Source organism: Streptomyces sp. YIM 130001 (genome assembly GCF_003574445.1).
Lineage (GTDB): Bacteria > Actinomycetota > Actinomycetes > Streptomycetales > Streptomycetaceae > Streptomyces.
The window spans coordinates 126,543-149,391 of record NZ_KZ984559.1 but is presented as its reverse complement, the minus strand read 5'-3'; the positions used below and the strand labels follow the sequence as shown (position 1 = coordinate 149,391).

At 71.2% G+C, this 22,849-nt stretch carries 24 protein-coding genes and 1 riboswitch; of the genes, 15 read left to right on the top strand and 9 right to left on the bottom strand.

Annotated features, from left to right (window positions below):
- Positions 1-98 precede the first annotated feature (98 nt).
- A complete protein-coding gene (locus DSC45_RS21850) occupies positions 99-875 on the top strand; it encodes a DeoR/GlpR family DNA-binding transcription regulator (RefSeq protein WP_119293551.1) in 777 nt (258 codons plus the stop codon).
- Positions 872-2,206, top strand: a complete 1,335-nt coding sequence (locus DSC45_RS21845) for a 6-phospho-beta-glucosidase (protein ID WP_119293549.1) — start codon at positions 872-874, stop codon at positions 2,204-2,206. The genes DSC45_RS21850 and DSC45_RS21845 overlap by 4 nt, the downstream gene beginning before the upstream one ends.
- Positions 2,207-2,317: 111 nt before the next feature.
- Here the strand turns inward: DSC45_RS21845 and DSC45_RS21840 are convergent, their stop codons facing one another.
- Positions 2,318-2,578, bottom strand: coding sequence for a DUF397 domain-containing protein (locus DSC45_RS21840; RefSeq protein ID WP_119293547.1), 261 nt, complete (start codon positions 2,576-2,578; stop codon positions 2,318-2,320).
- A gap of 9 nt (positions 2,579-2,587) precedes the next feature.
- Positions 2,588-3,451 (bottom strand): helix-turn-helix domain-containing protein, encoded by an 864-nt coding sequence (locus tag DSC45_RS21835; RefSeq protein ID WP_119293545.1) that lies wholly within the window; start codon positions 3,449-3,451, stop codon positions 2,588-2,590.
- A 278-nt stretch (positions 3,452-3,729) separates the two neighbouring features.
- Between DSC45_RS21835 and DSC45_RS21830 the strand changes: the two genes are divergently transcribed.
- Both DSC45_RS21830 and DSC45_RS21825 read left to right on the top strand, forming a co-directional pair.
- A complete protein-coding gene (locus tag DSC45_RS21830; protein WP_119293543.1) occupies positions 3,730-4,161 on the top strand; it encodes an ATP-binding protein in 432 nt (143 codons plus the stop codon).
- A gap of 215 nt (positions 4,162-4,376) precedes the next feature.
- Positions 4,377-5,336, top strand: a complete 960-nt coding sequence (locus DSC45_RS21825) for a threonine/serine dehydratase family protein (RefSeq protein ID WP_119293720.1) — start codon at positions 4,377-4,379, stop codon at positions 5,334-5,336.
- A gap of 140 nt (positions 5,337-5,476) precedes the next feature.
- On the opposite strand, the gene DSC45_RS21820 is transcribed toward DSC45_RS21825, so the two are convergent.
- The 3 genes from DSC45_RS21820 to DSC45_RS21810 all read right to left on the bottom strand — a co-directional run bounded on the left by DSC45_RS21820 (position 5,477) and on the right by DSC45_RS21810 (position 7,464).
- Positions 5,477-5,950 (bottom strand): C40 family peptidase, encoded by a 474-nt coding sequence (locus DSC45_RS21820; protein WP_119293542.1) that lies wholly within the window; start codon positions 5,948-5,950, stop codon positions 5,477-5,479.
- Between the two features lie 3 nt (positions 5,951-5,953).
- A riboswitch (cyclic di-AMP (ydaO/yuaA leader) is annotated at positions 5,954-6,127 on the bottom strand.
- A gap of 385 nt (positions 6,128-6,512) precedes the next feature.
- Complete coding sequence (locus DSC45_RS21815; protein ID WP_119293540.1) at positions 6,513-6,821, bottom strand: hypothetical protein; 309 nt, start codon at positions 6,819-6,821, stop codon at positions 6,513-6,515.
- Positions 6,822-6,828: 7 nt separating this feature from the next.
- Positions 6,829-7,464 carry an ATP-dependent Clp protease proteolytic subunit gene (locus DSC45_RS21810; protein WP_119293538.1) on the bottom strand — a complete coding sequence of 212 codons (636 nt, stop codon included), beginning with the start codon at positions 7,462-7,464 and terminating at the stop codon, positions 6,829-6,831.
- 101 nt (positions 7,465-7,565) lie between these two features.
- Here DSC45_RS21810 and DSC45_RS21805 point away from each other — a divergent pair, with 101 nt between their 5' ends.
- Positions 7,566-7,844: a type II toxin-antitoxin system Phd/YefM family antitoxin gene (locus tag DSC45_RS21805; RefSeq protein WP_119293537.1), complete on the top strand. Its 279-nt coding sequence runs from the start codon at positions 7,566-7,568 to the stop codon at positions 7,842-7,844.
- 32 nt (positions 7,845-7,876) lie between these two features.
- On the opposite strand, the gene DSC45_RS21800 is transcribed toward DSC45_RS21805, so the two are convergent.
- Positions 7,877-9,001, bottom strand: coding sequence for a winged helix DNA-binding domain-containing protein (locus DSC45_RS21800; RefSeq protein WP_119293535.1), 1,125 nt, complete (start codon positions 8,999-9,001; stop codon positions 7,877-7,879).
- A gap of 246 nt (positions 9,002-9,247) precedes the next feature.
- Positions 9,248-10,234 (bottom strand): ABC transporter permease family protein, encoded by a 987-nt coding sequence (locus DSC45_RS21795; RefSeq protein ID WP_119293719.1) that lies wholly within the window; start codon positions 10,232-10,234, stop codon positions 9,248-9,250.
- Between the two features lie 239 nt (positions 10,235-10,473).
- Here DSC45_RS21795 and DSC45_RS21790 point away from each other — a divergent pair, with 239 nt between their 5' ends.
- From DSC45_RS21790 to DSC45_RS21755, 8 genes are all read left to right on the top strand, one after another.
- The gene (locus DSC45_RS21790; protein ID WP_119293533.1) at positions 10,474-11,136 is read left to right on the top strand and encodes a TetR/AcrR family transcriptional regulator; all 663 of its coding nucleotides are present in this window, start codon (positions 10,474-10,476) and stop codon (positions 11,134-11,136) included.
- A 188-nt stretch (positions 11,137-11,324) separates the two neighbouring features.
- Entirely contained in the window at positions 11,325-11,627 is a 303-nt protein-coding gene (locus tag DSC45_RS21785) for an urease subunit gamma (protein ID WP_119293718.1), read from the top strand.
- 23 nt (positions 11,628-11,650) lie between these two features.
- Positions 11,651-11,962: an urease subunit beta gene (locus DSC45_RS21780; protein ID WP_119293717.1), complete on the top strand. Its 312-nt coding sequence runs from the start codon at positions 11,651-11,653 to the stop codon at positions 11,960-11,962.
- On the top strand, positions 11,955-13,676 hold the full coding sequence (locus DSC45_RS21775) for an urease subunit alpha (RefSeq protein WP_119293531.1): 1,722 nt from the start codon (positions 11,955-11,957) through the stop codon (positions 13,674-13,676). The genes DSC45_RS21780 and DSC45_RS21775 overlap by 8 nt, the downstream gene beginning before the upstream one ends.
- A gap of 58 nt (positions 13,677-13,734) precedes the next feature.
- On the top strand, positions 13,735-14,409 hold the full coding sequence (locus DSC45_RS21770) for an urease accessory protein UreF (protein ID WP_119293529.1): 675 nt from the start codon (positions 13,735-13,737) through the stop codon (positions 14,407-14,409).
- Positions 14,410-14,460: 51 nt separating this feature from the next.
- Entirely contained in the window at positions 14,461-15,144 is a 684-nt protein-coding gene (ureG, locus tag DSC45_RS21765) for an urease accessory protein UreG (protein WP_119293527.1), read from the top strand.
- A 5-nt stretch (positions 15,145-15,149) separates the two neighbouring features.
- A complete protein-coding gene (locus tag DSC45_RS21760) occupies positions 15,150-15,962 on the top strand; it encodes an urease accessory protein UreD (RefSeq protein WP_119293716.1) in 813 nt (270 codons plus the stop codon).
- Positions 15,963-16,106: 144 nt separating this feature from the next.
- Positions 16,107-17,705 carry an alpha/beta hydrolase gene (locus tag DSC45_RS21755; protein ID WP_205571389.1) on the top strand — a complete coding sequence of 533 codons (1,599 nt, stop codon included), beginning with the start codon at positions 16,107-16,109 and terminating at the stop codon, positions 17,703-17,705.
- 110 nt (positions 17,706-17,815) lie between these two features.
- Here the strand turns inward: DSC45_RS21755 and DSC45_RS21750 are convergent, their stop codons facing one another.
- Together DSC45_RS21750 and DSC45_RS21745 are read right to left on the bottom strand one after the other, a co-directional pair.
- Positions 17,816-18,559 carry a lysophospholipid acyltransferase family protein gene (locus DSC45_RS21750; RefSeq protein ID WP_119293523.1) on the bottom strand — a complete coding sequence of 248 codons (744 nt, stop codon included), beginning with the start codon at positions 18,557-18,559 and terminating at the stop codon, positions 17,816-17,818.
- A gap of 719 nt (positions 18,560-19,278) precedes the next feature.
- Entirely contained in the window at positions 19,279-20,301 is a 1,023-nt protein-coding gene (locus DSC45_RS21745) for a hydroxyacid dehydrogenase (RefSeq protein WP_119293521.1), read from the bottom strand.
- Positions 20,302-20,751: 450 nt separating this feature from the next.
- On the opposite strand from DSC45_RS21745, the gene DSC45_RS35805 reads away from it, so the two are divergent.
- Both DSC45_RS35805 and DSC45_RS21740 read left to right on the top strand, forming a co-directional pair.
- Positions 20,752-21,018: a hypothetical protein gene (locus DSC45_RS35805; RefSeq protein WP_162929296.1), complete on the top strand. Its 267-nt coding sequence runs from the start codon at positions 20,752-20,754 to the stop codon at positions 21,016-21,018.
- Positions 21,015-22,849: DUF2264 domain-containing protein (locus tag DSC45_RS21740; protein WP_162929295.1), on the top strand; the 1,835-nt coding region annotated here is incomplete at its 3' end. The genes DSC45_RS35805 and DSC45_RS21740, both read left to right, overlap by 4 nt.

Below are 22,849 nucleotides of genomic sequence, written 5' to 3'. Positions count from 1 at the left end.
CGGGCACTTGGCCGATCGCGATCACCAACACCCCGCACTTCCGCCTGAGTTCTGACCGAGTTTGCCTGAAGTCACGCAAGTGCGGCTAGAGTATTGTCATGATCCTGCGGGAACGGCAAGACCACATACTCCACGCGTTGCGCACCACGGGTGCGGCCTCCGTGCGACAGCTCGCCGAGCAGTTGTCCGTCAGTGAGTCGACCATCCGCCGTGACCTCGAACTCCTCGACCGCAACGGCGAACTCACCCGTACCTACGGCGGTGCGGTACTCAAACCCCGCGCCACCGTGCAGGACCACGGGCAGGGTGAGGCCGAACTGCCCTACGACGAGACCCTCGACGTCGAACTGAAGATCCGGCTCGCCGACGCGGCGGCCGCGATGGTGCCCGATCAGAGCGTCGTGCTGCTCGACATCGGCACCACGACCCCGCTGATCGCCCGGCGGCTGCGCGGCCGGGACATCACGGTCGTCACCTCGAACCTGGCCGTACTCGACGAACTCCGTGAGGACGAGGCGGTCCGCGTCGTCCTCCTCGGCGGTGTCGTACGGCGCAACTACCGCAGCCTCGTCGGGTCACTGGCCGAACTCGCCGTCCGCCACGTGAGCGCCGACATCCTCTTCCTGTCGTGCACCGGCGTGCGCGCCAACGGAAGCGTGGTCGACAACATGGCCGTCGAGGCCCCGATCAAACAGTCCATGATCGCTGCCGCCGACCGGGTCGTGCTGCTCGCCTCGGAGACCAAGTTCCCCGGCTCCGGCGCGCTCCGGCTCTGTGCGCTCGACGACATCGACGCGGTCGTCACCACCACCGGCGCGCCGGATTCCACCCTCGCACTCTGCCGGGACGCCGGTGGGGAGGTCACCGTCGTATGAAGCTCAGCATCCTCGGCGGGGGCGGATTCCGGACCCCGCACGTCTACCAGGCGCTGCTGCGCGACCGGGGCGCTCCGCGCGTCGAGGAGGTCGCGCTGCACGACATCGACGAGACGCGCCTGCGCACGATGGTCGCGATCCTCACCGAGCTCGCCGAGGGCCGTCCGGACGCTCCGGTGATCCGGCCCACCCTGGAGCTCGAGACGGCCGTCGAGGGCAGCGATTTCGTCTTCGCCGCCCTGCGGGTCGGCGGTCTCGACGGCCGCTGCCGCGACGAACATGTCGCACTCGGGCACGGTGTCCTGGGCCAGGAGACCACCGGCCCCGGCGGACTCGCGTACGCACTGCGCACCGTCCCGGTGATGACCAGGGCCGCGAGGACGATCAAGAAGCTCGCCCCGGACGCGTACGTCATGAACTTCACCAACCCGGCCGGCATCATCACCGAGGCCATGCAGACGGTGCTCGGCGACCGAGTCCTCGGCATCTGCGACACACCCTCCGGCCTCGGCCGGCGCGTCGCGCGCCTGATGCGGCTCGACCCCGCGCGGCTGCGAATGGACTACGTCGGCCTCAACCACCTCGGCTGGCTGCGCGGGTTGCTGTACGACGGCCGGGACGTACTGCCGGAGCTGCTGGCCGACGACGCGCTGCTCGGCGAGCTCGAGGAGGGCCGCATCTTCGGCGCGGACTGGATCCGCACCCTGGGCTCGATCCCCAACGAGTACCTGTACTACTACTACTTCAACCGGGACGCGGTGCACGCGATCCGCGAGGCCGGCGCCACCCGCGGCGAACAACTGCGCACCTCGCAGACCGACTTCTATCGGAACGCGAGCGCGCACGGCCCGGAGGGCGGTCTCGCCGGACTGTGGCGCTCCACGGTCGAGCGGCGCAGTGCCTCGTACATGGCCGAGGCACGCTCCGACGGCGGCAGCACGACTGGGGCCGCCGTCTCGGGGGACGAGGGATACGCCGGTGTCGCGCTCGGCGTGATGGCCGCGATCAGCCGTGACGAGCGGCAGACGATGATCCTCAACGTCCGCAACAACGGCACGGTCCAGGGACTGCCGGACGACTGTGTCGTCGAGGTGCCGACACTGGTCGACGCGAGCGGCGTCCACCCGCTCACCACCGACCGTCCCGATCTCCACCAGCTCGGCCTGATGGCCCAGGTGAAGGACGTCGAACGTCACGTGATCGCCGCAGCCCTGGACGGGTCGCGGCAGCAGGCGGTGGCGGCCTTCGCCCTGCACCCGCTCGTCGACAGCGTCACCGTCGCCCGCTCCCTCGCCGACGGCTACCTGGGCGCCTCCCAGGTCCAGGACTGACGGAGGCGCTGTCGCAGACGCGCCCGGCGCTGGCTCTTCGCCGACCATACGGAGGCGCCCGTACCGCGGACGGTACGGGCGCCGGTGGCGCCGTTCTCCCTGGGGACGGATTCAGTCGTACGTACGGAACGCCTCGCCCCGGACGGCGTCGAGGAAGGTGCCCCAGGTGGCCGGGGAGAACAGCAGCGCGGGACCCGCGACGTACTTCGAGTCGCGCACCGCGAGCTTCCCGCTCAGCGGACCGCGTTCGAGACCGGCGGTCTCGACGCAGTTGTTCATCCCGGTGCTGCGGCTGCTGCGCTGCCACCGCGCACCGTGTGTCGCGCTGTTCAGAACCGTGCTGGAGAGTACGTGCCGAGGCGGCTTCGTCATCGTGCCTCCTTACGCGCCACCGCCCGTGCCGGCGATGAAGTCCAACGTGTCCTGTGCCGAAAGTGCGTGCTCCTGCAGGGAGTTGAAGGCCTCGGAATAGGCCTTCAAGTCTTCTTTCCGCTCGAGGTAGAGGCTACTCGTCAGGTGGTCGAGAACTACGACGTCGAGGTCGGCGATGTCCGGGAACGAGAAGATGACGAAGGGGCCGGTGAGACCGATGTGGGCTCCCGCGGCGAACGGCAGCACCTGCAGACTGACGTGCGGCCGCCGTGCGACCTCGCCCAGCCACTGCAGTTGACGGGCCATCACCCGGTAGCCGCCCACCGGGCGACGGAGCACCGCCTCGTCGAGTACGGCGCTCAGTTCCAGCGGAGGATCGCCGTTCAGCACTTCCTGCCGGGCCAAACGCACTTCGACGAACTTGTCGATCCGGCTCTGCGGCAGCCCGTCGAGCGCGGCCCGGGTCACCGCACGCGCGTAGTCGGGGGTCTGCAGCAGCCCCGGCACCACCGAGGTCTCCAGCGTGCTGATCCGGCAGGCCTGCGCCTCCAGGCTGATGTAGTCGCGGTACTCGGGCGGCAGCAGCCCCTTGTACGCGTGCCACCACTGGTGCCTGGTGCCGCGCTCGTCGTCCGAACCGGCCAACGCCTCGAGCAGGGCACGGGCTTGAGGATCCGTCACGTCATAGGCGTCGAGCAGCATGCGCACGTCCGCCGGCTTCGCCGCGCTGCGTCCCGTCTCGATCCGGCTGACCTTCGACTGGTGCCAGCCGACGAGTCGTGCGGCCGCTCCGCTGGTGAGGCCCGCGCGGTCACGCAGGGTGCGCAGTTCGGCGCCCAGCTTGCGGCGGCGCACCGCGGGACCGTAGTGCATTGCCCGGCTCCTTCCGGCCGCTCGATTCGCTTCCGGCGCGGCTCTTGTCGGACGTCAGTCTCCCGCTCGGGCGCCGCTGCGTCAGTCCGGCGTCCAAATACGTTCTTCCGTCGCAGAGTTCACCGCTTCGAGCGACAGATATATGCATATCCCGGCGGATCGTCGCCCTCGACCGCCCCGGAGTGGGAGTCTGGCGCGAAGCACCAGTCCGGTGCCGGTCCGGCGCAACTCCGCTGCGCGCCGAGAGACGGTTCCGGTGGGAAAGGGACAGCGTCGCCATGGCAGATCATCAGGAAGCATCCGTCACGCTGCCGAGCGATCCCGCCTCGGTCTCCTCGGCACGGAAGTACGTGTCGACCGTCCTCACCGAGTGGGGGATGCCGGCGGACTCGGACGCGGCGGACACGGTGCGCCTGATCGTCTCGGAACTGGTGACGAACGCGGTCCAGCACACCTTCGGCAAGTCGCCCACCTTCACGGTGGATCTTGAACTCGCACGGGACGAGCAACTGCGTATCGGTGTCACCGACAGTCACCCCCGCTGGCCCCAGCGACTGCCCGCCGCCGTGCAGCAGGACAACGGCCGCGGCATGGTGATCATCCGCTGGCTCACCGCCGAATCCGGCGGCAGACTCTCGGTGACACCCACCGCCGAGGGCGGCAAGACCATCTGGATCGCACTGCCCTGGACCGCTCCCGTGAAGGGCTGAACCGCCCTGCGGCGCAGACGGGTTGGAGCCTCCCGGTGGTGCCCCGCGCGTGTGCCGTACGCGCGACGGGTGGCCACGTACCGGACCCTCGGGAGCACGGAACGTGGCGGGTACACCGGGCGTAGGATGATCACAGAACGCGCGCGGGCCGGCCGGGTCGTCCGGACGGGCCGGGGCCGCCGCGTGGATCCGATCGTGTTCCGGAGGCGGATGTGTTGATCAGTGTCGGGGATGTGGAAGCCGCGGCCGAGCGGATCGCCGGGCATGTGGTGCGGACCCCGACGGTGCCGAGCCCCGGGCTCTCCGCGCTGCTCGGTGCACCCGTCGCCGCCAAGCTCGAACTCCTGCAGCGCACCGGCTCGTTCAAGGCGCGCGGAGCGACGTCCCGGCTCCTGACGCTGGACGAGGCGGAACGAGCCGCCGGCGTGGTGGCCGTCAGTGGCGGCAACCACGGCATCGCCATCGCCGTCATGGCCGGCGCACTCGGTATCGAGGCGACCGTGGTGATGCCGAGGTCCGCGCCCACCCGCGCGGTCGAGACCGCCGAGGCCGCCGGAGCGAGTGTGATCCTCGCCGACACCATGGACGGCGCCTTCGCCCTCGTCGAGGAGCTGCGCGTCAAGGGCCTCACCCTGGTCCACCCCTTCGACGATCCCGTGGTCGTCGCCGGTCAGGGCACGGTGGGTCTGGAGTTCGCCGAGGACGCCGGGGCGTTGACCGATGTGGTGGTCAGCATCGGCGGCGGAGGCCTGATCGCCGGCGTCGCCACCGCGCTGCGCGCCCGCCGCCCGGGGCTGCGTGTCTGGGGCGTGGAGACGGAGGGCGCCCGGGCCATGTCCGAAGCGTTGGAGGCGGACGGGCCGGTGCCGGTGGAACTGTCCTCGATCGTCTCGACGTTGAGTGCCCCCAGCGCCTCGCAGCTCACCTACGAGCATGTCCACGCCCTGGTCGAGGACGTACTCACGGTCAGCGACGCCGAAGCGGTGCAGGGCGTCCTGGACCTGGCCGAGCACGCCAAGGTGTGGTCCGAACCGGCCGCCGGATGTCTGCTTCCCGCGGCCCGCCGCGTCCTGGAGCGGGTCGGCCCTGACGCCCGTCTCGGCCTGGTCGTCTGCGGAGGCAATGCCACGACCGCCGACGTGTCCGCCTGGGCCGCGAGCTTCGGCCTGCGCTGAGCCTCGCGCCGGGGCCGGCGGCAGGGGCGCCGCCCGAGGGCGGGCCGCCGGGTACGACCCCGGCCACCCGCCGCGAGCGCTTCGCGTACGCCGCCGTCACCGGCGCGCGAATCCGGGCCGCGGAACCCCGCGCGCCCCGGTCAGCGGACCCGGCCGTACCAGACGCCCTTGGTCCAGATCTTCTGCAGACGCACCACGTCACCGGTCTTCGGCGAGTGCCAGATCCGCCCGTTCCCGGCGTAGATGCCGACGTGGTAGACGTTGCGGCCCGAGTGGAAGAACACCAGGTCGCCACGTTGGCGTTGGCCGGCTGAGATGTGCCGGGTGCGGTTGTACTGCTGGGCTGCGGTGCGCGGCAGCTTCTTGCCGGCCCGCTTGAAGGAGTAGAGCGTGAGGCCGGAGCAGTCGAACCGCTGGGGGCCCGCTGCTCCGTAGCGGTACGGGGAGCCCTTCTTCGAGGCGGCGACCTTCAGGGCCTTGGCGGAGTGCGAGGCGGCCTCTGCCTCGGTCGCGGCTCCCGGCGCCGCGACGGTGCCGCCGATGGCGGCGAGAGTGAGGGCCGAGGCGGTGCCGGCCCGGGTGAGCAGGGAAGGAACACGGTGACGCGCAGTCATGCGCAACCCTTCGTCAGCCGCCTGTGAAGGATGACCTGTCGGATTCGGGCCAACGAAGATGCCCGGCCGCTGTGCGGCTTCACCCCGAGGAGCGATGTGCTCCGTGTTGCTCGGGTCCTCCACTCCTGCCGGTCCACTGCTGTCGACCTGACATCCGGGCGGCGGCAGGACTCGGCGTCCGCCCGGACCGCCCCGTCGCTGTGGCGGGGGCTTGTCGTCGGAAGGGATCCTGCTGCATGAACCGGTCCGATTCCCGGTTGAAACGACTGAACATCCAGACCGGTGCCGATGGCCTGAACGGGTGGGCGGCGCCGATTTGTTGATCTTCGGCCTGCGTCGTGCGATGCCTCGACCTGCGACGGAATGTGAGATTCCGGAAAGTGCCCGACGGTGGCCCGCAAATCTTCTGGTCGCTCCCGGCCGGACAGGAATACATCGTGCGGGCGAGCCCGTCTGGCCGAACCGACCGGTGTCGCGGGCGCGTAGCGAGTGATCGGGAAGCGGCTCCGGGCGCCTGTGCGGGACTTCGCGGCCGCGCGGCGCGTTCGAGTTGCGCCGGAGGTCAGTTGGGCGGCTTCGGTGGTACGGCGATCCGCCCGGCCCGCCGCTCGCCGTCCAGAATGCGCAGGGCTCGGGCGAGTGTTGCCGCGTGGATCTCTGTTTCGCCCCGTGTGTGCATCCGGTTCAGCGCGTCGCGCAGCGCAGCGGATTTCGTGACCAGGGCCTGTGCGGCGCGCAGACCGCTGTAGGTGTCGCGGCTCCGCGCCGGGTTGATCCGGCCCACCAGGTCGAGGACTTCGAGATAGCGGTCGATCAACTCGCCTTCCGCTCGCGTCAATGCGGGCAGGGCGGGCAACTCCGGTGGCAGCACGACGCCTTCACCCCCGGCCCGGGTCGGCGAGTTGGGCGGATCGGTTCGCGACGATGCGGTCGATCAGGCCGTACTCCAGGGCGGCCGGGGCGTCGAGGACCTTGTCCCGTTCGATGTCGGCGGAGATCTGCCCGGCGCTCCGGCCGCTGTGCCGGGCCAGCATCTCCTCGAGCAGCCGCCTGGTGCGCAGGAGTTCGTCCGCCTGGATGGCGAGGTCGGTGGCCTGGCCCTCGACCGGTTCGGCGAACGACGGCTGATGGATCAGCACGCGCGCGCTCGGAAGTGCCAGGCGCTTGCCCGGGGTTCCGCCCGCGAGCAGGACCGCGGCGGCCGAGCCGGCTTGGCCCAGGCAGACCGTCTCCACGTCGCAGGTGACGAACCGGATCGTGTCGTAGATCGCGGTCATCGCGCTGAACGAGCCGCCGGGGGAGTTGATGTACAGCGAGATGTCCCGGTCCGGAGCGGCGTGCTCGAGGTGCATGAACTGCGCCATCACGTCATTGGCCGAGGTGTCGTCGATGGCGGTGCCGAGGAAGACGATGCGCTCCTCGAGCAGCTTCGAATACGGGTCCATGGTGCGCGTGCCCGAGCTGGTGCGTTCGGTGAACTCGGGCAGGACGTAGCGGGCGGACGGTCGGTGCATGGCGAAGCGCCTCCTCCGTCGGTACCGGGGCGGCCGGATCGGGCCGCCCCGAGGCCTCTGTAAAAAATGTACAGGACGTACATGACGTTATGATGGGGAGCATGGCCTACGAGATTCCGGTGACGCAAGCCCGGGCGGAGCTCGCCGACCTCATCAATCGCGTGGTGTACGGCGGTGAACGCGTCGTCGTGACCCGCCACGGCAAGCCGCTCGTGGCCCTCGTCTCGGCCGCCGACCTGGAGAAACTCGAAGAGCTGGCGGAGCCGGCGGAGGAGGTCGTGGTCCGCTCGGTGTCCGCGGTCGACGCCCCGGGCTCTGCTGCAGGCGAACGCGGGCGCTTCGGCATCACGGCGGAACACCGGGCGCCGGGCGCTTCGTAGGCGGTGTCCTCGGGCGCGCGGCCTCCGGTCCGTCAGCGGGGTGAGGCCCCCACGCGTGTGCGCCCGTGCTCGCCGTCCGACAGGAAGGCCGCCATCGACCGGCCGGCCTCGCCCACGGCCGTACGGTCGGACCGGGAGAAGCGGCGCAGCGGGGTGACCGCGACCGTGCCGTCCTCGACGGTCCAGGTCGCCGCGACCCGGCCGTCGAGCAGGACCACACGCTCACCGGCGACGGAGAGGCCGCGGTGGGCGTCGTCCACGATCCGGCTGCGGTCGTCGTAACCGAGCAGCGCGTTGTCGAACGCCGGCAGGAAGCGGACCGGCGCCGGGGTGTCCGGATCGGGGCGCGGTGCGTCGGGCAGATCGAGTAGCTCGCGGCCGCGCTCGTCGCGGAAACTGACGAGTTCGTCGCGTACGGCCGACACGGCGGCGGGCAGACCGGAGAGGCCGGACCAGGACCGCAGATCCGCGGTGGCGGCCGGGCCGAACGCGGCCAGGTAGCGCAGGACGAGTGCCCGGCCGACCGGGTCGGTGCCGTCCGTCGTCGGCGGGTCGACATCGCGGCCGAGCCAGGAGGAGAGCAGGACGTTCTGGACGCCCGCCTTGGTGCGCCACAGGCCGCGGGGCGGGATCTGGGCCACCGGGAGCAGGGAGGGGATGAGCAGTTCGCCGACTGCGCGCGGATGCGGTGTCGGGTGGCCGGCCATCACCTCGCGTACCAGACCCGACATGGTGCGCGGCTCGCCGTCGGACATCAACGCCCGTCCCTTGGTGGCGAGTTCGTCGAGGTCCGCGTCGCGCAGGTGGCCGAGTTCGCGGCGGTACGTCGAGAGCACGCGCTGGCGCAGCATCGCGTCGTGCCGGGCCCGCCAGGCGAGGGCGTCGTCGGCTGTGACCAGATGGACGGTGCGGCGCATGAGATGGGTTCGCACCAGGTGCCGTTCGACCAGCAGCTCCGACAGCGCTGCCGGATCGAAGGCGCGCAGCCGGGAGAAGAGTGCGACGAAGGGTTCCTGCGGTTCCTGGGCCTGCAGTCCGCCGACGTGCCGTACGGCGTCCTGGACCGGTGCGTCGGACGGTTCGAGCAGCAGCTGCCGGGCGAGGGTCGCCCGGTTGAGGGCTCGGGTGTCGAGGACGTGCGGTCGTGCGGTACTCACAGCGGTGGGCCCTTCGGGTCGTGCCCGGTGGCCGGTGCTGCCACGGGACGCGGATGCCCGATCACCGTCTCAGGCATTGCGGACAGGGCGTGACCGCTACTCGTAGGAACGCGGCCGTGCCGCGTACAGCAAGACCGTGCGCCCTCGTCCGCTACAGCGAGGGCGCACGGTCGGTCCGTGGGTCGGTGGTGGGATCTGCGGGGGCGCGGGCTCGGGGTCAACCCCCGCAGGCGGGCGCGCGACCGGTCAGGACACCTGTACGCCCTGCGGCTGGGCCCCTGCGGCGGTGTCCGGTGCCTGAGCCGGGCGTGACCCGGAGCTACGGCGCGAACGTGCGCCGATGAGTACCGCCACGAGGCCGACCGCGGCCCAGATGCCGAGAGTGACGGCGGGTCCGGCACCTCCGGCGCCGTCGAAGAACGACACCGAGCGCATGAGCGTGCCGCCGGCTCCGGGCGGCAGCCACTGGCCGATCATGCCGACCGGCTGGGGGAGGAGCTCGGGGGCGGACGTGACACCGGAGAAGGGGTTGCCCAGCAGGACCATGAGGAACGCTCCCAGACCGATCCCGGCGGACCCGAGGAGCGCCGCGAGCCCTGCCACGGTCGCACTGATCGCGAGCGCGGCGAGGCCGAACGCACCTGCTTCCGCCCACCAGTTGCCCGTGAGTACCCCGAGCCAGCTGTGTGTCAGGGCGACGGCGACGACGCCGACCACCGCGGCGGTCACCGCCAGCGCCAGGGCCGCCCGCATCCCGCGCAGCCCGAGCACGGTGACCACCGCGCCGGCCGCGACTCCGGCGATCGCCATGGGCATCACGCTCGCGCCGAGCGCGGCGCCGCGCGGGTCGTTCTCCGGGGCCGCGACCACGTCCTCGGTCGCCACCTGCGTCCCTTCGGGCGCCTGCGCCGTCACCGCCTGGGTGAGCAGCTGGGACACGACGGGTCCGGCGGCGGAGGCGGTCAGAAGCTTCGGCCCGCCCTGCGTCACGACGACCGCGCCGTATACGGAACGGTCCTCGATCGCGTCCCGGGCGGCTGCCTCGTCCGCGTACCGGTGGACCTCGAACGCGCCGCCCTGTGACTGGAGTTGCTCCTCCACTCCGGCGGCGGCCGCCGTGGGTCCGGCGACACCGACCGGCAGGTCGTTCGGCGCGCTACGGGCCGCGGGCCAGGCGAATGCCCACAGGGCCAGCGTGACGATGATGGGGACGAGGACGATCACGGCCGCCATCCGGCGTCCGTTGCCGGTCAGGCGCGGGCCGTCGGGTGCGGCGGGTGATGCGCCGGCGGGTGCAGCGGATGTGGCGGACATGGCGATGCCCTCGTTTCTGTGTCGGATCTCCGCGACGCTCCCCGGGCCTTCCGGGGTGTTCACACCATAGAGAATGATCGTTCGTTTTCTGTGCTGTCCTCACTGTCCGCAAAGTGCGGGCGCTTGTCAAGAATGAATGTTCGTTTTACTTTGGGGGCATGGCTCGCGTATCCCAGGAACACCTCGATGCACGTCGCCGGCAGATCCTCGACGGCGCGGCTCGCTGCTTCGCACGTAACGGCTTCCACGCCACGTCCATGCAGGACGTCCTGCGTGAGGTGGACCTGTCGGCCGGCGCGGTCTACCGCTACTTCAAGGGCAAGGAAGAACTCATCGGTGCGATCGTCGGCGAGGTGCTCGGCGGGATCCGCCACGCCTTCGAGGAAGCGGCCGAGCAGACCCCGCCGCCCCCGCCGGACGTCCTGCTGCCGCAGGTGATGGAGTCGGTCCTCAGGATGGGCCGGCGTCTGGCCGCAGGCGACGAATCGGCCTTCCCGCGGCTCATGGTCCAGGTGTGGACGGAGACCCTGCGGGACGAGAAGCTCTCCGCGGTGATGCGCGAGGGGTACGAGGCCGTGCAGGGGGCCTGGGTGCGCATCGTCGTGGCCTATCAGGAGGCCGGGATCATGCGCAGTGACGTGCCCGCCGAGCACGTGGCCCGGGCGATGATCGCGATGGCCCAGGGGCTCGCCGCGCAACGGGCGCTGTTCGGGGCGCCGCCCGTGTCCGCTCTGCAGAACGGCCTGAAGGCGCTGATCTCGATGGACGCCGACAGCGACCGGTGGGCACAGGGGCGGGAAGCGTCCACGGAACGGGACTGAGCCTCCGGCGGACAGTTAACGTGCCCGAAAAACTTCGGCATTAGCGTGCACCCTCTCCTGCGGGACGGGGCCTTCATCGACGTACCGACATGACGACAAAGCCATGCGGCGGTACGGCGACCGGGCGACCGGCGTGCCCGCGGGATCCGCCAACGGGCGGACACCGACGGACTGTTGAGGTGGCACGCGTGCAACTGACCCCGCACGAGCAGGAACGCCTGCTCATCCATGTGGCCGCGGACGTGGCGGAGCGCCGCAGGGCCCGCGGGCTCCGGCTCAACCACCCGGAGGCCATCGCCCTGATCACCTCGCACCTCCTCGAGGGCGCACGCGACGGCCGCACGGTCGCCGAACTCATGGCCTCCGGCCGCACGGTGCTCAACCGGGACCAGGTCATGGACGGGGTCCCGGAGATGCTCCACGACGTCCAGGTGGAGGCCACCTTCCCGGACGGGACCAAGCTGGTCACGGTCCACGACCCGATCGTCTGACGGGGGAGCGCCCGATGAATCCGGTGATCCCCGGAGAGATCCTCTACGCCGAAGGGCCCGTGCCGCTCAACGAGGGCCGCCCGGTCACCCGCCTCACCGTCCTCAACGCCGCCGACCGGTCCGTCCAGGTCGGCTCCCACTACCACTTCGCCGAGGCCAATCCCGGACTGCGCTTCGACCGCGCGGCCGCCCGCGGGAAGCGGCTCGGCATCGCGGCCGGCACCGCCGTTCGCTTCGAACCCGGCATCCCCGTCGAGGTCGATCTGGTGCCGCTCGGCGGCCATCGCCTCGTACCCGGACTGCGGGGCGAAACCGGAGGTGCCCTCGATGGCTGAACTGACCCGCGCCGCCTACGCCGACCTGTTCGGCCCCACCACCGGTGACCGGATCCGACTGGCGGACACCGACCTCCTCGTCGAGATCGAGGAGGACCGCTGCGGCGGCCCCGGGCGGGCCGGCGACGAGGCGGTGTTCGGCGGCGGCAAGGTGATCCGTGAGTCCATGGGCCAGTCCGCGGTGACGCGGGCGGACGGCGCGCCCGACACCGTCATCACCGGCGCCGTGATCCTGGACCACTGGGGGATCGTCAAGGCCGACATCGGCATTCGCGACGGCCGCATCGCCGGCATCGGGAAGGCCGGCAACCCCGACACCATGGACGGCGTGCACCCCGACCTGGTCATCGGGCCCGAGACCGAAATCATCGCGGGCAACGGCCGGATCGTCACGGCAGGCGCCGTCGACGCGCACGTCCACTTCATCTCACCGACCCTCGCCGACACCGCGCTCGCCTCCGGCGTCACCACACTCGTCGGCGGCGGCACCGGACCGGCCGAAGGCACCAAGGCCACCACGATCACGCCCGGCTCCTGGCACCTCGCCCGGATGTTCAAGGCGCTCGACTCCACCCCGCTCAACATCGGTCTGCTCGGCCGCGGGAACACCATGTCCCGCGCGGCCATGCACGCCCAACTACGGGGCGGTGCACTGGGATTCAAGATTCACGAGGACTGGGGCGCGACCCCCGCGGTTATCGACGCCTGCCTCGGAGTCTGCGAGGAGACCGGCGCCCAGCTGGCGATCCACACCGACACCCTGAACGAGGCCGGCTTCGTCGCCGACACCCTCGCCGCGATCGGCGGCCGCACGATCCACGCGTACCACACCGAGGGAGCGGGTGGCGGACACGCTCCGGACATCATCACCGTGGTGTCCGAACCCCACGTACTGCCCAGCTCCACCAACCCGACCCGGCCGCACACCCGCAACACCGTCGAGGAACACCTCGACATGCTGATGGTCTGCCACCACCTCAACCCCGCCGTGCCCGAGGACCTGGCCTTCGCCGAGTCCCGGATCCGGCCGTCCACCATCGCGGCCGAGGACATCCTGCACGACCTCGGAGCCATCTCGATCATCTCCTCCGACTCGCAGGCCATGGGGCGCATCGGCGAGGTGGTGCTGCGGACCTGGCAGACCGCCCACGTGATGAAGAAGCGCCGCGGCGCACTGCCCGGTGACACCCACGCCGACAACCGCCGCGCCCGCCGCTACGTCGCCAAGTACACGATCAACCCGGCGATCGCGCAGGGCATCGACGCCGAGGTCGGATCCGTCGAGAGTGGCAAGCTCGCCGACCTGGTGCTCTGGAACCCGGCGTTCTTCGGTGTCAAGCCCCAACTCGTGCTCAAGGGCGGGCAGATCGCCTACGCGCAGATGGGCGACGCGAACGCGTCCATTCCGACTCCGCAACCCGTGCTGCCCCGGCCCATGTTCGGTGCGTACGGCCAGGCGCCCGGAGCCAACTCGCTCAACTTCGTCTCCGGCGCGGCCATCGAGGACGGCCTCACCGAACGGCTCGGCCTCGACAAGGGCTGCACGGCGATCACCAGCACCCGTGGCGTCACCAAGGCCGACATGCGCGAGAACGACGCACGGCCCGACGTCCGGGTGAACCCCGACAGCTTCGCCGTCACCATCGACGGCGAGCGCGTAGAGCCCGCACCGGCCGCCGAACTGCCCATGGCTCAGCGGTACTTCCTTTTCTGAGCGGTGACGTAGGCCGTGCACCCGAGTCGATGTCCTGACGAGACCACGAGGCTTCACCATGAGCAGAGCCGCCCTCCTCATCCTCGCGGACGGCCGCTTTCCGGCCGGCGGACATGCGCACTCCGGCGGAGCCGAGGCGGCCGTCACCGCCGGGCGGATCAGTGACCCCCCGAGCCTGTTCGCGTTCTGCCGCGGCCGCCTGCACACGGCGGGCCTGGTCGCCGCCGCGCTGGCGGCCGCTGCCGCCGACGGCTCCGACCCGCTCGCCCTCGACGAGGCCGCCGACGCCCGCACCGCGTCCGCCGCACTGCGCACCGCCTCCCGTCGGCTCGGACGCCAACTGATGCGGGCTGCCCGTGCCGCCTGGCCCGACCCTCAACTCGACACCCTGGCAACGGCGTTGCCCCGTGGAGCCCACCAGCCGGTGGTGCTCGGTGTCACCGCACGCGCCGCCGGTCTCGGGCCCGTCGACGCGGCCCACTGTGCCGCGTACGAGAGCGTGGGCGGCCCCGCCACGGCGACCGTGCGACTGCTCGGCCTCGATCCCTTCGACGCCACCGCCGTGCTGGCCCGGCTCGGACCCGACCTCGACGCGGTCGCCGAACGGGCGGTAGCCGCCGCCCGACTGGTCCGCACCGACGGCGTCGAGGCGCTGCCCGCCGCCGGCGCCCCACTGCTCGACATCGGAGCCGAGACCCACGCCGCCCGTCACACCCGCCTCTTCGCGTCCTGAGCCCGTCGCGACACCGCACCCGGCACGCACCCGACTCACCCCAGGAGCACCATGCACCTCGACCACGCCACCCCCTTCCCGCAGCGCCACACCCACAGTTCGCCCGTGCGAGCCGACGGCAGCAGACGAGCCCTGCGGATCGGTCTCGGCGGCCCCGTCGGGTCCGGCAAGACGGCCACGGTCGCCGCGTTGTGCCGGGCGCTGCGCGACGAGTTGTCGCTGGCCGTCGTCACCAACGACATCTACACCCGCGAGGACGCCGAACACCTGGTGCGCGAGGCCGTACTCCCGCCCGAGCGGATCACCGCGGTGGAGACCGGAGCCTGCCCGCACACCGCCATCCGCGACGACATCTCCGCCAATCTGGAGGCCGTCGAGGACCTGGAGGACGCCGTCGGCCCGCTCGATCTCGTCCTCGTCGAGTCCGGAGGGGACAACCTGACGGCGACCTTCTCGCGCGGACTCGTGGACGCCCAGATGTTCGTGATCGATGTGGCGGGCGGCGACGACATCCCACGCAAGGGCGGTCCCGGCGTGACCGGTTCCGACCTGCTCGTCGTCAACAAGACCGACCTCGCGCCCCACGTGGGCTCGGACCTGGACCGGATGGCGCGCGACGCCGCCGAGCAACGCGGTGAACTGCCCGTCCTCCTCCAGTCGTTGCGCACCGAGGAGGGCGTGAAGCCCGTGGCGGACTGGGTACGCGAGCGGATCGCCGACTGGACCGCGGCGTGACCACCATGGCCACCTCGGCCGGCCGAACGCTCGAGGCCCCGCCGCGCGACGACGCATCCCGGGTCCGGGCCACCGCCCGCATCGAGGCCCGCCCGGACGGCCGGGGCGGCACCGCCTTGCCTCTGCTTGCCGGATCCGGCCCGCTCGCCCCGCGTCGTACCCGGTCCCGGCAACCCGGCGAGGCACACGTGACGCTGGTCGGAGCCATGAGCGCACCGCTCGGCGGCGACCGGCTCGCCATCGACGTGACCGTGACCCCCGGCGCCGACCTCCGGGTCACCGCCTCCGGCGCCACCCTGGCGCTCCCCGGCACCCACCCGGCTCCGGCCCACTACGACACCCGCCTCACCGTCGGAGACGGAGCCACCCTGCGCTGGCTCCCCGAGCCCGTCGTCTCCGTACAAGGCAGCGAACTCCGGCAGACCACCGTCGCCGAACTCGCTTCCGCATCGCGCCTGCTGCTGCGCGAGGAGCAAGTACTCGGCCGGCACGGCGAACTTTCCGGCCGCCTCACCAGTCGGCTCACCGTCCGCCGCGCCGGACGCCCGCTGCTCGACCAGGAACTCGACTGCGGCACCGGAGCCGCTGCCGGCTGGGACGGCCCCGCGGTCCTCGCCGGACGCCGAGCGGTAGGTCAACTCCTCCTCGTACAACCAGAGTTCGAGCGCAGTCCGGTGCGGCAGCAGACACTCGGGGAGTACGCCGCACTCACCCCGCTCGCCGGTCCTGCCGCGCTCGTGACCGCCGTCGCACCGGACGCCCTGACCCTGCGCACGATCCTCGAGACTGCCGCGTTGGACCTGCTCGATGTTCGTTGACACGCGGTTCGTTCCTGACTCCTGAGCGGTACTGGCGTGACCGGTTATCGGATTGGCAAAGAAGCCCGTCCCTACCTGTTGTCAGGGACCCCACAGACGCAAGGATCCCCGGGTACGCACCACATCATCAGGGGGAGGTATCACTTGAGACGCACAGCAGTGCTCGGCTCGGCCGGCACACTGCTCGCCGGCGCACTCATAGCGAGCGCGGTGGTCGCACCCACGGCGAACGCCGACAGCGACCACCACAAGGACCCGCAGCAGCGCGGCGCGGCCATCGCCGCGAAGCGCGCGGCCAAGACCGGTATCGACTGGAAGAACTGCCCCGAGGACTGGGGGCTCGCGAAGCCCGTCCAGTGCGGCTGGGTCAGCGTTCCGCTCGACTACGCCAAGCCGCACGGCAAGCAGATCAAGCTCGCCGTCGACCGCGTCGGCAACACCGGCACCAAGAAGGAGCGCCAGGGCTCCCTCGTCTACAACCCGGGCGGCCCGGGCGGATCGGGACTGCGCTTCCCGCTGCGGATCCCCGACAAGGCACCGCTCTGGGAGAAGACGGCCAAGGCCTACGACTTCGTGGGCTTCGACCCGCGCGGCGTCGGCCACTCGGCGCCGATCTCCTGCATCGACCCGCAGGAGTTCGTCAAGGCACCGAAGGCCGACCCGGTCCCCGACTCCGAGGCCGACAAGCGCGCCCAGCGCAAGCTCGCCGCCGAGTACGCGGACGGCTGCAAGGAGCGCAGCGGCGAGATGCTGCCGCACATGACCACACCGAACACCGCACGCGACCTGGACGTCATCCGGGCCGCGCTCGGCGAGAAGAAGCTGAACTTCCTCGGCGTCTCCTACGGCACCTACCTCGGTGCGGTCTACGCGACACTCTTCCCCGGGCACATCCGCCGCATGGTCGTCGACAGCGTCGTCAACCCGTCGCGGGAGAAGATCTGGTACCAGGCCAACCTGGACCAGGACGTCGCCTTCCAGATGCGCTGGGACGACTGGAAGAAGTGGGTCGCCGAGAACGACGACGCCTTCGGCATCGGGGACACCCCCGAGAAGGTCGAGGCGCAGTGGCTGAAGCTGCGCGCCAAGGCCAAGAAGGAGCCGCTCGGCGGGGTCGTCGGACCGAACGAGCTCATCAGCTTCTTCCAGAGCGCCCCGTACTACGACTCGGCCTGGGTTCCCACCGCCGAGACGTGGAGCAAGTACCTCGAGGGTGACGAGCAGGCGCTGATCGACGCGGCTGCCCCCGACATGTCGGACACCGAGGGCAACGCCTCCGCGGAGAACGGCAACGCCGTGTACACGGCGGTCGAGTGCACCGACGCCAAATGGCCCGGCAACTTCAAGAAGTGGGACCGCGACAGCACCCGGCTGCACGAGGACCACCCCTTCATGACGTGGGCCAACACCTGGATGAACCTGCCCTGCGCCACCTGGGGCGTCAAGCAGCAGACCCCGGTGAACGTCAAGAGCGGCAAGGGCCTGCCGCCCGTCCTGATCGTGCAGGCGACCCGTGACGCGGCAACGCCGTACGCGGGCGCCGTCGAGCTGCACAAGCGGCTCGAGGGATCCCGCCTGATCACGGAGAAGGGCGCCGGTTCGCACGGCGTGACCAACCTGGAGAACCCGTGCATCAACAAGCGGGTCGACACCTACCTGCTCACCGGCAGGACCGACCGGCGCGATGTGACGTGCGACCCGCACGCCACGCCGGAGCCGGAGGCGGCGGGCAGTAAGTCGTAGGCAGGAGTCTCCGCTCCCGCCCGATCCCCGGCGCACGACGAGGGGCGGCCGGTACGCACACCGGCCGCCCCTTGCTGTCGTCCGCCGTCAGCGGCTGGCACCGTGGAGCCTCAACGCTTCGGCAACCGCCGGAACTTGGCCCCACGTTCCTGCTCCGCCCGTGCCGCCTTCGCGGCCTCCTGCTCCTCGGCCTTCACCTCGGCCGCGTACCGGTCGACGTACTCCTGACCGGACAGCTCCAGGACCGAGTACATGATCTCGTCCGTGATCGCGCGCAAGGCGGCCTTCTCGTTCTCGAGGCCCTCGTACCTGGAGAACTCCAGCGGCTTGCCGAAACGGATCGTGATCTGGTGCATACGCGGCAGCTTCTTGCCGGGCGGCTGCGCCTCGAAGGTGCCGATCATCGCGCAGGGCACCACCGGAACCCCCGCCTTCAGGGCCATCGCGGCGACCCCGACCTTGCCCTTGTACAGCCGCCCGTCGTGCGAGCGGGTGCCCTCCGGGTAGATCCCGAGCAGTTCCCCCTTGTTCAGCACCCCGAGCCCCTCGCGGATCGCGGCCTGGCCCGCCTCGCGGCCGGAGCGGTCGACCGGGATCTGACCGGCACTGTGGAAGAACGCCGCGGTCAGCCGCCCCTTGATACCGGGCCCGGTGAAGTACTCCGCCTTCGCGAGGAAGGTGATCCGGCGGCGGACGATGGCCGGCATCAGGAAGTGGTCGGCGAACGACAGATGATTGCCCGCGACGATCGCCGCACCGTCGTCGGGGATGTTCTCGATCCCCTCGATCCGCGGCCGGAACAACAGCCTCAACAACGGCCCGAGCAGCACGTACTTGAGCACGTAGTAGAACACGGCTTTGCTCCTCACTCTGCGGGACCGGCTCGCCCGCCGCGTCCGCGAGTCGCCGGTCGGCCGGGCATGGCCGGTCGATCCTAGCCCGAAGCCGGGGGCTTGCGGTGTCGTGGGCAACGCCGGAGTCAGGTGCTGTCGCGCAGGTCGGACACCGGATCGGGTCTTCTTGCGTCCCCTCCGCAGCGGGCCTCCCAGCTGCGGCCCGCCGAACAGCCGTATCGCGCCGTCCAGTTCGACCGCCACCTCCTGCCGCTCACCGGCACCCGGCCGGTGCGGCCGATGCAGTCGGTCCGGACGGCCTCGCCCCCCCGGCGGCGGGCAGCGTCAGGCGGGTCTTGGTGTGCCGGCGGTCCACCCGGGGCTCGGGCGTCGGGTACGGGTCGACGAGGGAGACCTGATCGGTGTTCCGGAGGCGTGATCGGCGTTGAGGATGTAGCGGCGGTCCGTGACCACAGTGCGCACCCCGGCCCGCGCCGGGTGCTGAACACCAGGCCGTACACATCGTCGGCCTTGCCGGGGGCGGTCACCGAAGGTGATGGTGACCGCCGCGTCGGCCGCCTCGCCCCCCGGCACCTGATGCGGAACAGCGCGTGGGTGGGCACGAGTGCCAGGGCTCCGCAGCCGGCGGCGGCCGCGGGACGGGGCAGGACGTCTCCCGCGGGGGAGGGGTGGGCCGGTCGGGGCGGCGGTGTGACGGGTGATGTGCCTGGCTCGGTGGTTCAGGCGGTGCGGGCCAGCTCGTCCCGGGTCAGTTCGTGCCGGAGCGGCTCGCCGTCGGCGAAGCGGACGAACTCGGCCGCGGCGACGTTGCCGAGGCGGGCCTCCTCGGAGCCGAGGCTCCCGGCGATGTGCGGCGAGACCAGGACGTTGGGCAGCGCGAACAGCGGATGGCCCGGGGCGAGTTCCTCGGGTTCCGTGACATCGAGCAGGGCGAAGACATCGGTGCGCCGGCCGAGGAACGCCACCAGGGCGTCCTGGTCGACGATGCCGCCGCGTGCCGTGTTGAGGAACGTGGCGTGCGGCGGCATGAGGTGCAGCTCACGGGCGCCCACCAGGTGGCGGGTGGAATCGTTGAGCGGGGCGTGCAGGCTGAGCACGTCGCTGGCGCGGACCACGGTCTCCAGATCGGCCGAGCGGATTCCGAGTGCCGCTGCCTGTTCCGGCGCGGCGTAGGGATCGTGGGCGAGTACGGTCACGTCCCGTTCGTGCAGGCGCTCGGCCACCAGGCGTCCGATGTGGCCGAGCCCGATCAGGCCGACGGTCGCGCCGTCCACTCCCCGTACGCCGACGCGGGGTTCGGGCCGGCGGGCGGCTCGCGCGGCAAGGCTCAAGCGCCACATGTTCTTCAGCGACAGGTGGATCTGGGCGACCGTGAAGTCGGCGACGGCGAGTGCGTTCGCGGAAGCGGCTGTACTGACCCGGATGCCGCGTCCCCACAAAGCCTCGCTGACGAGCCCCTGCACGCTGCCGGCCGCGTGCAGCACGAGTTCCAACGCCGGGAACCGGTCGAGGATCTCGGCGGTGAGCCGTGGCGTGCCCCAGCCGGTGATCAACACCTGTACGTCCGGGCGGAGTTCGACCGCCGCGAGGTCGTGCTCGACCAGTTCGGCGCGCCGTCTGATGACCGACTTCGCCCCGTCGGTGAGGACGGAGCGGGACCACTGCGGCCCGACTACCGATGCCACCGTCCAGGCGTCGCGAATGGCCTTGTCCGGTGGGCCGGTCGGGATCGTATCTCGCATAACTGCTCGTCATCTCCGGCTGGTTGGGCGTACTGAGACAGACAGGGACCCGAACGGCAGGCGGCCTGCCGGCGAGGAGGCGTTCCTGGCAGGTGAGGCAGGAGAACCCCGCGTGAGCGGGTGAGGCACGGGCAAAGCACAGCGACGCATCGTCCGGATCGCATCGGCGTGTCCCTAGCGAGATTGTTCGGTCACCTCCGATCGCCAGTCAAGGAGGTCCGTGCCGAACGGTCATGAACGACACGTGCGCCGGGAGCTGCCGCGGCGATGAATCTGGCGCGGCACCAGGGTCGACGGGCTTCCCGGTGGCTCACTGCGGACGTACTCTCCCCCCGTGTGATCACCATGGATCGCTTGCTCGAATCCGGTCTCCGGTGATCACCCGTGTGTCGGGCCGCTCCGCACGCGGCCGCCCGCCACGACGGTGCCGCGGGCCGAGGGAGGTACTGGGTGATCGGTTCCGAGCGCCGCGAGGCGATCATGAACGAGCTGCGGTCGCGCGGCATGCCGAGCGTGGCCGAGTTCGCTCCGCAGCTCGGCGTCGCGGCGGTGACTCGACGCCTGCCTGCGGGCCGTCGCCCACGCCGCGAGCACCGGCGCCGCCCGTTCCCCGCACAGCGCATCCGTCCCATGCCCGAGCTGCGCGTACGCGCCTTCAGCGGTCCGCCCCGCGCCGAAGCGACCCGCCCCCGTACGGAACAGGAGACCCCGGCGTGACCCGTGGAGCCCTGCACGACCTGCCGCTCACCACCCGCGCCGACCTGCAGAAGGCGCTCGACGTCCTGGTCGCACCCGTACGGGAGCGACTCAGCCCCGGCGGCGCGCTGGCCCAACTCGGTGTGACGGGCGCGCAGTTCCCGGACCGAGCGGCCGCCCTGGAGGGATTCGCCCGCCCGCTCTGGGGCCTGGCCCCGCTCGCCGCCGGCGGCGCGGACGTCGACTTCTCGCCGTATCTGCGCGGCCTCGACCACGGCACCGACCCTGAGCATGCGGAGTACTGGGGCGCCGCCACCGATTACGACCAGCGGCTCGTCGAGATGGCCGCCATCGCCCTCGCGCTCGCCCTCGTACCCGAGCGCCTCTGGGACCCGCTGTCCCCGGCGGCCAAGGAGCGGCTGACCCGCTGGCTCGCCCGGATCAACGAGACCGAAACCCCGGACAACAACTGGCTGTTCTTCCGCGTCCTCGTCAACGACGCCCTGTACAAGGTGGGTTCACCGCACTACGACCCCAGCGCCGAGAGGCGCGCGCTGCAGCGTCTGGACGGCTTCTACCTGGGCGACGGCTGGTACACCGACGGACCGACGACCCGGCGCGACTACTACGTCTCCTTCGCACTGCACTTCTACGGCCTGGTGCACAGCCGCCTCGCCGAGGACCGCGCACCGGAGCTCGCACGCCAACTCCGGGAACGTGCGGCCTTGTTCGCCCGCGACTTCGCGCACTGGTTCGCGGACGACGGCGCGGCCCTGCCGTTCGGCCGCAGCCTCACCTACCGGTTCGCCCAGGGTGCGTTCTGGGGAGCACTCGCCTACGCGGACGTCGAGGCCCTGCCCTGGGGGCAGATCAAGGGCCTCGCCCTGCGCCACCTGCGCTGGTGGGCACGACAGCCGGTCACCGACGACGCGGGTCTGCTGACCGTCGGCTACGGCTACCCGGATCTCAACATGGCCGAGGAGTACAACTCGCCCGGATCCCCCTATTGGGCCCTGAAGTTCTTCCTGCCGCTCGCCCTCCAGGAGAGCCACCCGTTCTGGCGCGCGCAGGAGGAGCCGCTGGCCGACCCGTATGCGGTGTCGGTGCAGCCGCAGCCCGGGATGCTGGTCTGCCGTGAGCGCGCGGCCGGCCATGTGATGGCCCTCACCGGCGGCCAGAACGCACCGCCCATGCGGCACGGCGCCGAGAAGTACGCCAAGTTCGCCTACTCCACGGCCTTCGGCTTCAGCGTCCCGGCCGGCGGCAGGGGCCTCGAACAGGCCGCCGCCGACAGCATGTTGGCGCTGAGCGACGACGACAGCCACTGGCGGGTGAGGGAGAACTGCACGCAGGCGCGCACCGAGGCCGGTCATCTGTGGGCGAGGTGGAGCCCGATGTCCGCAGTGGAGGTCGAGACCTGGCTGCTGCCGTGCTCGCCCTGGCACATCCGGGTCCACCGGCTCGGCACCGACCGGCCGCTGTACAGCGCGGAGGGCGGCTGGGCCCTCGACCGCACCGGCGACGACCCGGCCGAGCTCAGGGGCTCCACCGACGCGGGCCCGGGCCGGGCCGAGGCCTCCTACCCGGCAGGCCACTCCGGGCTCCTGGACCTGTCGCCGGCGCTGACCCGCGAGGGCGAGGCCGTCCGCACCTTCCCCAACACCAACGTCCTGCACCCGCGCGCCGTCCTGCCCACCCTCCGGGCCAGGCACGAACCCGGTACCCACTGGCTGGTCTGTGCGGTCCTGGCCGCCACCAACGGCCCCTGCTGGACCGAGTCCTGGCGCCGGCCGCCCACCCTCGACGCGATCCGCTCCGCGCTTCCGGAACCCGTACGGTCCGAGCTGCCCAG